The sequence below is a fragment of the Aeromonas sp. Y293-4 genome (genome assembly GCF_027705905.1).
GTDB lineage: Bacteria > Pseudomonadota > Gammaproteobacteria > Enterobacterales > Aeromonadaceae > Aeromonas > Aeromonas veronii.
Genome location: NZ_JAPDCI010000036.1, coordinates 1 through 10,005, shown reverse-complemented (window position 1 = coordinate 10,005; position 10,005 = coordinate 1). Strand labels below are relative to the sequence as shown.

The 10,005-nt window shown below is 60.7% G+C and carries 6 protein-coding genes and 2 pseudogenes; 5 read left to right on the top strand and 3 right to left on the bottom strand.

Annotated elements, in window-relative coordinates; genetic code table 11:
• Positions 1-75: 75 nt before the first annotated feature.
• Positions 76-498 (bottom strand): annotated as a pseudogene (locus tag OKC31_RS20990) (IS5-like element ISEc35 family transposase); the annotation flags it as partial.
• Positions 499-774: 276 nt separating this feature from the next.
• Between OKC31_RS20990 and OKC31_RS20985 the strand changes: the two are divergent.
• The 5 genes and pseudogenes from OKC31_RS20985 to OKC31_RS20965 all read left to right on the top strand — a co-directional run.
• Positions 775-2,268, top strand: coding sequence for an IS91-like element ISCR2 family transposase (locus tag OKC31_RS20985; protein WP_015344975.1), 1,494 nt, complete (start codon positions 775-777; stop codon positions 2,266-2,268).
• 30 nt (positions 2,269-2,298) lie between these two features.
• Positions 2,299-3,183, top strand: coding sequence for a DUF3363 domain-containing protein (locus OKC31_RS20980; protein ID WP_001447541.1), 885 nt, complete (start codon positions 2,299-2,301; stop codon positions 3,181-3,183).
• Between the two features lie 216 nt (positions 3,184-3,399).
• Entirely contained in the window at positions 3,400-4,614 is a 1,215-nt protein-coding gene (floR, locus tag OKC31_RS20975) for a chloramphenicol/florfenicol efflux MFS transporter FloR (protein WP_023300759.1), read from the top strand.
• A 54-nt stretch (positions 4,615-4,668) separates the two neighbouring features.
• Positions 4,669-4,947, top strand: coding sequence for a LysR family transcriptional regulator (locus OKC31_RS20970; RefSeq protein ID WP_001100557.1), 279 nt, complete (start codon positions 4,669-4,671; stop codon positions 4,945-4,947).
• A gap of 111 nt (positions 4,948-5,058) precedes the next feature.
• Positions 5,059-6,219: pseudogene (locus OKC31_RS20965) on the top strand (IS91-like element ISCR2 family transposase); the annotation flags it as partial.
• A gap of 29 nt (positions 6,220-6,248) precedes the next feature.
• On the opposite strand, the gene OKC31_RS20960 reads toward OKC31_RS20965, so the two are convergent.
• Both OKC31_RS20960 and OKC31_RS20955 read right to left on the bottom strand, forming a co-directional pair.
• A complete protein-coding gene (locus OKC31_RS20960) occupies positions 6,249-9,215 on the bottom strand; it encodes a Tn3 family transposase (RefSeq protein WP_201932036.1) in 2,967 nt (988 codons plus the stop codon).
• Between the two features lie 3 nt (positions 9,216-9,218).
• Positions 9,219-9,779, bottom strand: a complete 561-nt coding sequence (locus OKC31_RS20955) for a recombinase family protein (protein WP_003117272.1) — start codon at positions 9,777-9,779, stop codon at positions 9,219-9,221.
• Positions 9,780-10,005: the final 226 nt, after the last annotated feature.

The following is a 10,005-nucleotide window of genomic DNA, read 5'->3' as shown; positions in this document are numbered from 1 at the left end:
TACCCCTCTGGAGGCCACGGACGGCGCGGCCTCCAGAGCACTTTGTCGTTTTTGGACGGAAAATCCCTAGAACCCCTCCTTGCCGTGCTTGCGAATTTTCCATTCGCCTTCGCCATAGACCTTGAGTCCGGTGGCATCGATGACCAGGTGAGCCACTGGGCCATGGCTCGGTAGGCGGTACTTGATTTCGACCGTCTTGGCGCGCTTGCTGATACAGCTGTAGTCCGGCGACTGTAAGGGCACATTCATCAGCTGGAACAGCGAGTTGATGAAGCCTTCCAAGGCACGCAGCGGTAGCTTGAATACCGCCTTGAGCATCAGCGCAGTTTCAATGGCGGAGTCGCTGTAATGGAAGCCTCGCCCTCGGCGGCCATGATGGGTCTGGCAATGCCACTGCTGGATGGCTTGCTCATCCATCCAGACGGTCAACGAACCACGTTGCACCAAGGCTTGGTTGTACTGTTTCCAGTTGCTGATCTTGTGCTTGGACTTGCCCATCTGGCGCTCCCGGTGGTGAACCTAAGAGATCAGATCACCAAACTGCGGGATAGTTCCCTGATTTGAGCAACAACGCCCCATTTACCTGAAAGTTCTCAACAAAAACAAAACCAATAAAAACAGACAAAGGGTTTTGTGTGCTTGTTTACAATCGAGTGGGAGTGACGGGCACTGGCTGGCAATGTCTAGCAACGGCAGGCATTTCGGCTGAGGGTAAAAGAACTTTCCGCTAAGCGATAGACTGTATGTAAACACAGTATTGCAAGGACGCGGAACATGCCTCATGTGGCGGCCAGGACGGCCAGCCGGGATCGGGATACTGGTCGTTACCAGAGCCACCGACCCGAGCAAACCCTTCTCTATCAGATCGTTGACGAGTATTACCCGGCATTCGCTGCGCTTATGGCAGAGCAGGGAAAGGAATTGCCGGGCTATGTGCAACGGGAATTTGAAGAATTTCTCCAATGCGGGCGGCTGGAGCATGGCTTTCTACGGGTTCGCTGCGAGTCTTGCCACGCCGAGCACCTGGTCGCTTTCAGCTGTAAGCGTCGCGGTTTCTGCCCGAGCTGTGGGGCGCGGCGGATGGCCGAAAGTGCCGCCTTGCTGGTTGATGAAGTACTGCCTGAACAACCCATGCGTCAGTGGGTGTTGAGCTTCCCGTTTCAGCTGCGTTTCCTGTTTGCCAGCCGGCCCGAGATCATGGGGTGGGTGCTGGGCATCGTTTACCGCGTCATTGCCACGCACCTGGTCAAGAAAGCGGGCCATACCCACCAAGTGGCCAAGACGGGCGCGGTCACCCTGATCCAGCGTTTTGGATCGGCGCTCAATCTGAATGTTCACTTCCACATGCTGTTTCTCGACGGTGTGTATGTCGAGCAATCCCACGGCTCAGCGCGTTTCCGCTGGGTCAAGGCGCCGACCAGCCCAGAGCTCACCCAGCTGACGCACACCATCGCCCACCGGGTGGGTCGCTATCTGGAACGGCAAGGCCTGCTGGAACGGGATGTCGAAAACAGCTATCTGGCCTCGGATGCGGTGGATGACGACCCGATGACACCCCTGCTGGGGCACTCGATCACTTACCGTATCGCTGTCGGTTCACAGGCGGGGCGAAAGGTGTTCACTTTGCAAACTCTGCCGACCAGTGGTGATCCGTTCGGTGACGGGATTGGCAAGGTAGCCGGGTTCAGCCTGCACGCCGGCGTGGCGGCCAGGGCCGATGAACGCAAGAAGCTCGAACGGCTGTGCCGGTACATCAGCCGCCCGGCGGTATCCGAGAAGCGGCTGTCGTTAACACGAGGCGGCAACGTGCGCTACCAGCTCAAGACGCCGTACCGGGACGGCACCACGCACGTCATTTTCGAACCATTGGATTTCATTGCAAGGCTGGCCGCCCTGGTACCGAAGCCCAGAGTCAACCTAACCCGCTTCCACGGGGTGTTCGCACCCAACAGTCGGCACCGGGCGTTGGTCACGCCGGCAAAACGGGGCAGGGGCAACAAGGTCAGGGTGGCTGATGAACCGGCAACACCAGCACAACGGCGAGCGTCGATGACATGGGCGCAACGGCTCAAGCGTGTTTTCAATATCGACATCGAGACCTGCAGCGGCTGCGGCGGCGCCATGAAAGTCATCGCCTGCATTGAAGACCCTATAGTGATCAAGCAGATCCTTGATCACCTGAAGCACAAAGCCGAAACCAGCGGGACCAGGGCGTTACCCGAAAGCCGGGCGCCACCGGCTGAGCTGCTCCTGGGTCTGTTTGACTGACGAGCCTGAAGGCCAACGATACCAATCAAAATGCTGCGTTCACAGCGCCGCGGCAGGGATCCGCCGTGCTGGTTGTCGGAAAAGGAGCCGCTAGTGGGAAAGAGGAGGGTAAATTTTCAGCGTTGCTGGCTCCCCGTCAGCCGGATTGGGTTGCATCGCAGGGGTGTCGAAAGAGTCAACTGCGGTCCAAAGCTGTTGGACTTGGGTGAAAAGGGCGTTTATTCTTCCTATACGTGCCGCGTTCCAGGCGGCGACTATGAGGGCTATGTCGATGCCCATGTGCGCCGGCTGGAGGCGCTACGCCGGGCCGGTATCGTCGAGCGGATCGACGCCGACCAATGGCGCATCCCCGATGATCTGGTCAGCCGTGCCGCCGCCCATGACGCCGGCCGAGACAGTCAGGCCAGCGTTCGCGTCCTTTCCCCGGTCGATCTGAACAAACAGATCGGATCGGACGGCGCGACCTGGCTGGACCGGCGGCTGATCCACGGCGAGACGGCCGACCTTGCGCCAACCGGCTTCGGGCAACAAGTCCGCGAAGCCATGGACCAGCGCCGCGAGCACCATATCGAACAGGGCGACGCCACCCGCAGCCGGGACAGCCGCGTCTTCTACCGGCGCAACCTTCTCGCCATCCTGCGGGAGCGCGAGGTAGCCGGCGTCGGATCGGATATGGCTTTGAGTAAGGGCCTGCCGTTCCGCGCCGCCACGGACGGCGAGAGCGTCAGCGGCAAGTTTACCGGAACCGTGCATCTATCGAGCGGCAAGTTCGCCGTGGTCGAGAAATCCCATGAGTTCACCCTTGTCCCGTGGCGGCCGATCATCGACCGCCAACTCGGCCGCGAGGTTATGGGCATCGTGCAGGGCGGGTCGGTGTCGTGGCAGTTAGGGCGGCAGAGGGGGCTGGAACGCTGAGTGCGCCCATGCCGCATTGCGAAGCAAAAGATAATCGGATAAAATGTAGCAATTCATATTCGTAAGCGTGGAGTAATCAGATGGGAAATTCCAAGTCAGCAGACAAGTAAGCCGCAACAACCAGTATTGTTGTTGCGGCGCTCTGTAAGGCTAGTCTCATCTGATTGCTGACGAGCAGACGTCGCCCGGTATTCCTTAATCGAGGGTTGATTCGTCATGACCACCACACGCCCCGCGTGGGCCTATACGCTGCCGGCAGCACTGCTGCTGATGGCTCCTTTCGACATCCTCGCTTCACTGGCGATGGATATTTATCTCCCTGTCGTTCCAGCGATGCCCGGCATCCTGAACACGACGCCCGCTATGATCCAACTCACGTTGAGCCTCTATATGGTGATGCTCGGCGTGGGCCAGGTGATTTTTGGTCCGCTCTCAGACAGAATCGGGCGACGGCCAATTCTACTTGCGGGCGCAACGGCTTTCGTCATTGCGTCTCTGGGAGCAGCTTGGTCTTCAACTGCACCGGCCTTTGTCGCTTTCCGTCTACTTCAAGCAGTGGGCGCGTCGGCCATGCTGGTGGCGACGTTCGCGACGGTTCGCGACGTTTATGCCAACCGTCCTGAGGGTGTCGTCATCTACGGCCTTTTCAGTTCGATGCTGGCGTTCGTGCCTGCGCTCGGCCCTATCGCCGGAACATTGATCGGCGAGTTCTTGGGATGGCAGGCGATATTCATTACTTTGGCTATACTGGCGATGCTCGCACTCCTAAATGCGGGTTTCAGGTGGCACGAAACCCGCCCTCTGGATCAAGTCAAGACGCGCCGATCTGTCTTGCCGATCTTCGCGAGTCCGGCTTTTTGGGTTTACACTGTCGGCTTTAGCGCCGGTATGGGCACCTACTTCGTCTTCTTCTCGACGGCTCCCCGTGTGCTCATAGGCCAAGCGGAATATTCCGAGATCGGATTCAGCTTTGCCTTCGCCACTGTCGCGCTTGTAATGATCGTGACAACCCGTTTCGCGAAGTCCTTTGTCGCCAGATGGGGCATCGCAGGATGCGTGGCGCGTGGGATGGCGTTGCTTGTTTGCGGAGCGGTCCTGTTGGGGATCGGCGAACTTTACGGCTCGCCGTCATTCCTCACCTTCATCCTACCGATGTGGGTTGTCGCGGTCGGTATTGTCTTCACGGTGTCCGTTACCGCGAACGGCGCTTTGGCAGAGTTCGACGACATCGCGGGATCAGCGGTCGCGTTCTACTTCTGCGTTCAAAGCCTGATAGTCAGCATTGTCGGGACATTGGCGGTGGCACTTTTAAACGGTGACACAGCGTGGCCCGTGATCTGTTACGCCACGGCGATGGCGGTACTGGTTTCGTTGGGGCTGGTGCTCCTTCGGCTCCGTGGGGCTGCCACCGAGAAGTCGCCAGTCGTCTAACCGACGACTGGTAGCAGGCCCGCTCCGATGCGGCGCACTAACCATCGAAACCTCGTGAATGTCGGTATCCTGTCTGGCAGGATACCGCTCATTTCCCTTGTTCAGTTCATCGCCGTCGCCGAGCATCTGAATTTTCGGCATGCGGCCAAGGCACTTGGTATCAGCCAGTCGAGCGTCAGCGCGCGTGTGAAAGCGCTGGAGGATAACCTTGGTGTCCTGCTATTTGAGCGCCATGCGCGGGGCGTTCGGCTAACAGACGCAGGCAGGCACTTCATGGAGCGTGTCACGGCGGGTGTCGATCAACTCGATCACGCAGTGAAGACCGCGGAGTGACGGGCACTGGCTGGCAATGTCTAGCAACGGCAGGCATTTCGGCTGAGGGTAAAAGAACTTTCCGCTAAGCGATAGACTGTATGTAAACACAGTATTGCAAGGACGCGGAACATGCCTCATGTGGCGGCCAGGACGGCCAGCCGGGATCGGGATACTGGTCGTTACCAGAGCCACCGACCCGAGCAAACCCTTCTCTATCAGATCGTTGACGAGTATTACCCGGCATTCGCTGCGCTTATGGCAGAGCAGGGAAAGGAATTGCCGGGCTATGTGCAACGGGAATTTGAAGAATTTCTCCAATGCGGGCGGCTGGAGCATGGCTTTCTACGGGTTCGCTGCGAGTCTTGCCACGCCGAGCACCTGGTCGCTTTCAGCTGTAAGCGTCGCGGTTTCTGCCCGAGCTGTGGGGCGCGGCGGATGGCCGAAAGTGCCGCCTTGCTGGTTGATGAAGTACTGCCTGAACAACCCATGCGTCAGTGGGTGTTGAGCTTCCCGTTTCAGCTGCGTTTCCTGTTTGCCAGCCGGCCCGAGATCATGGGGTGGGTGCTGGGCATCGTTTACCGCGTCATTGCCACGCACCTGGTCAAGAAAGCGGGCCATACCCACCAAGTGGCCAAGACGGGCGCGGTCACCCTGATCCAGCGTTTTGGATCGGCGCTCAATCTGAATGTTCACTTCCACATGCTGTTTCTCGACGGTGTGTATGTCGAGCAATCCCACGGCTCAGCGCGTTTCCGCTGGGTCAAGGCGCCGACCAGCCCAGAGCTCACCCAGCTGACGCACACCATCGCCCACCGGGTGGGTCGCTATCTGGAACGGCAAGGCCTGCTGGAACGGGATGTCGAAAACAGCTATCTGGCCTCGGATGCGGTGGATGACGACCCGATGACACCCCTGCTGGGGCACTCGATCACTTACCGTATCGCTGTCGGTTCACAGGCGGGGCGAAAGGTGTTCACTTTGCAAACTCTGCCGACCAGTGGTGATCCGTTCGGTGACGGGATTGGCAAGGTAGCCGGGTTCAGCCTGCACGCCGGCGTGGCGGCCAGGGCCGATGAACGCAAGAAGCTCGAACGGCTGTGCCGGTACATCAGCCGCCCGGCGGTATCCGAGAAGCGGCTGTCGTTAACACGAGGCGGCAACGTGCGCTACCAGCTCAAGACGCCGTACCGGGACGGCACCACGCACGTCATTTTCGAACCATTGGATTTCATTGCAAGGCTGGCCGCCCTGGTACCGAAGCCCAGAGTCAACCTAACCCGCTTCCAGGGGAGCCCGCAGAATTCGGAAAAAATCGTACGCTAAGGTTTTCCGAGCTGCCGCAGCGGCCTGAATTTCCCGTCTTCCAGCTTGCGGCTTTGCCGCCAAACGTAATCGCCGGTCAGGTTGATGTGCTCCCAGCCCAATGGCGAAAGGTATTGCAGTAACTCAGGATTAACTGGCTTGCCTGCCTCTTCTCGGGCCTGGGTCGCGCGCTCCAAGTACACGGTGTTCCACAACACGATGGCGGCCGTCACCAGGTTGAGGCCGCTGGCCCGGTAGCGCTGCTGCTCGAAACTCCGATCCCTGATCTCGCCGAGGCGGTTGAAGAACACCGCCCTGGCCAGGGAGTTACGCGCCTCGCCCTTGTTCAATCCGGCATGCACGCGGCGACGCAGTTCCACGCTTTGCAGCCAATCGAGGATGAACAGCGTGCGCTCGATCCGACCCAGCTCGCGCAGAGCCACGGCCAGGCCGTTCTGGCGCGGGTAGCTGCCAAGCTTGCGCAGCATCAGCGATGCGGTGACGGTGCCCTGCTTGATCGACGCGGCCAGCCGCAGAATCTCGTCCCAGTGAGCGCAGACGTGCTTGATGTTCAGGGTTCCGCCGAGCATTGGACGCAGCGTCGGGTAGTCTTGGACGCTATTGGGCACATACAACTTGGTTTCACCGAGGTCGCGGATGCGCGGCGCGAAGCGGAAGCCCAGCAGGTGCATCAGGGCGAAGACGTGATCGGTGAAGCCAGCGGTGTCGGTGTAGTGCTCCTCGATCCGCAGATCGGACTCGTGGTACAGCAGACCGTCGAGCACGTAGGTGGAATCACGCACGCCGACATTCACCACGCGAGTGCTGAACGGAGCGTACTGGTCGGAGATGTGGGTGTAGAACAGCCGTCCCGGCTCGCTGCCGTACTTCGGGTTGACGTGCCCGGTGCTTTCGCCCCGGCCGCCCGCGCGGAAGCGCTGGCCATCGGAAGAGGAAGTCGTGCCGTCGCCCCAATGGGCGGCAAAGGCATGGCGGTACTGGTGGTTGACCAACTCGGCCAGGGCCGCCGAGTAGGTTTCGTCTCGGATGTGCCAGGCTTGCAGCCAGGACAGCTTGGCGTAGGTCAGGCCGGGGCTCGACTCGGCCATCTTGGTCAGCCCGAGGTTGATTGCATCGCCCAGGATCGCTGACAGCAGCAATGTCCGGTCTTTGGCCTCGGCACCGTCCTTCAGGTGTGTGAAGTGGCGGCTGAAGCCCGTCCAGTCGTCCACGTCCATCAGCAGTTCGGTGATCTTGATGCGCGGCAGCAAATGGCTGGTCTGGTCGATCAGCGCCTGCGCGGTATTGGGCACCGCGGAATCCAGCGGGGTGATCTTCAGCCCGGACTCGGTGAGGATGGCATCGGGCAGCTCGTTGTCCTTGGCCAGGCGGGTGACGGTGGCCAGCTGCTCGTCCAGCAGCTGCAAGCGCTCTTCCAGGTACTGGTTGCTGTTCGGGTTGATCGCCAGGGGCAGAGCCTGCGCATGCTTGAGCGCGGCGAACCTCTCTGCCGGCAGCAGGTAGTCGTCGAAGTCGCGGAACTGCCGCGAGCCCTTGACCCAGATGTCACCGGAGCGCAGCGCGTTCTTCAGCTCGGACAGGGCGCAGATTTCGTAGAAGCGCCGGTCGAGGCCTTCCGGGGTTATCACTAGCGGCTTCCAGCGCGGCTTGATGAAGGCGGTGGGCGCATCGGCCGGCACCTTGCGCAGGTTGTAGGCGTTCATCTCGCTCAGGGTCTGCACGGCTGCCAGCACGCCTTGCGCAGCCGGGGCAGCGCGCAGTTCCAGCACCTCCAGCAAGGCCGGCGTGTAACGGCGCAGAGTGGCGAAGTTCTCGCCGACCAGGTGCAGATGGTCGAAGCCTTCCGGCCGGGCCAGCAGCTCGGCCTCGCTGACGCTCTCGGTGAACTCGTCCCAGGGAATCACCGCCTCAATGGCGGCATAGGGATCGCTACCGCTTTCCTTGGCTTCCAGCAGGGCCTGGCCGATCTTCGAGTACAGGCGCACCTTGTCATTGATCGCTTTGCCCTGCTTCTGGAACTGCTGCTGATGCTTGTGTTTCGCGCCACTGAACAGCTTGACCAGGATGCGGTCGTGCAGATCAACCAGTTCATCGATCACGGTCGCGGTGCTTTCCAGTACCACGGCGACCAGCGTGGCATAGCGCCTCTCCGGTTCGAACTTGCCGAGGTCTTGTGGCGTCATCTGCCCGCCCTCGCGGGCGAGCTTCAGCAATCGGTTCTGGTGGATGTGCCGGCCGAGGCTGTCGGGAAGGCCCACCAGTTGGAAAATCTTCAGCCGCTCGATGTGCTCGATCATGTGCCGCGAGTTCGGCTTCAGCGGTGATTGCCGCAACCAGGTCAACCAAGTGCTGTTGCTGCCGGCCTTAATGGTGAGCAGTTCGTCGAGCTTGGCGTGATGCGATGGGTTCAACGGCTCGATCAGGGCGCGATAGACCCGCCGATTGGCGCGTGCAATGGCCTCCGAACACGCCCGGTCAATAACGCTCAGCGTCGGCAGGATGCGCCGCTTCTGGCGCAAGCTCTCCAGCGCCTGCCCGGCCAGCAGCAAGCCCTTGTCGGTCTGCTGGGCCAGCTCGGTCAACTCGCGCACCAGGGCGCGGAAGTCCGACAGACCGAACGGGGCCAGTTGCAGGTAGGTGCGCAGTTCCAGAGCGTGCTCGCGGCGGGTCACGTCGCGCTCACCGTACTTCGCCCAACTCGCGGGGTCGGCTTGGACTTGCTTGGCCACCCACTGGATCACGGGCTCGGGTAGCGCCGTGTCGTTGCCCAGCGCATAACCAGGGTAGCGCAGCAGGCAGAGCTGCACGGCGAAGCCGAGGCGGTTGCCATCGCCCCGCCGTTGACGGATCAGGGATAGGTCGGAGTCGTTGAAGGTGTAGTAGCGGATCAGGTCATCCTGGCTTTCTGGCAGCGCAAGCAGGGTGTCGCGCTCCGTAGCCGAGAGAATCGAGCGACGCGGCATGGTTCAGTCGTCCGTGCGAAGGTACTGGTAGAGGGTTTCACGGCTGATGCCGAACTCGCGTGCGAGCTGAGCCTTCGGCTCGCCGGCAGCGGCCCGCTGCCGCAACGTGATGGCTTGATCGTCGGAGAGAGCTTTCTTGCGGCCCCGGTAAGCACCGCGCTGCTTGGCCAGGGCGATGCCCTCGCGCTGCCGCTCGCGGATCAGGGCGCGCTCGAACTCGGCAAAGGCCCCCATGACCGACAACATGAGGTTGGCCATGGGCGAGTCCTCGCCGGTGAACACCAACCCCTCCTTCAAGAACTCGATGCGCACGCCGCGCTTGGTCAGCCTTTGCACCAGACGGCGCAGATCGTCGAGGTTGCGCGCCAGGCGATCCATGCTGTGCACCACCACGGTATCGCCTTCGCGGACGAATCCGAGCATGGCTTCCAGCTGCGGGCGCTGGGTGTCCTTGCCCGAGGCCTTGTCGGTGAACAGCTTGCCGATCTCGACCTGCTCAAGTTGGCGTTCCGGGTTCTGGTCGTAACTGCTGACCCGAACGTAACCGATGCGTTGTCCCTGCAAGATGCCTCCATAGGCTGGATGGGCGGTAGGGCTTACGTTGGTTTTTGGTTCCATTGCGCCCTAAGCCTTGAATTTGTCAGGTTGGAATCTATGACCTTGGCAAGCATGTGTCAAAGAATGTGAAAGCAGACTCTATTCTGACGGCGCAGTGTCGTTTTCAGAAGACGGCTGCACTGAACGTCAGAAGCCGACTGCACTATAGCAGCGGAGGGGTTGGATCCATCAG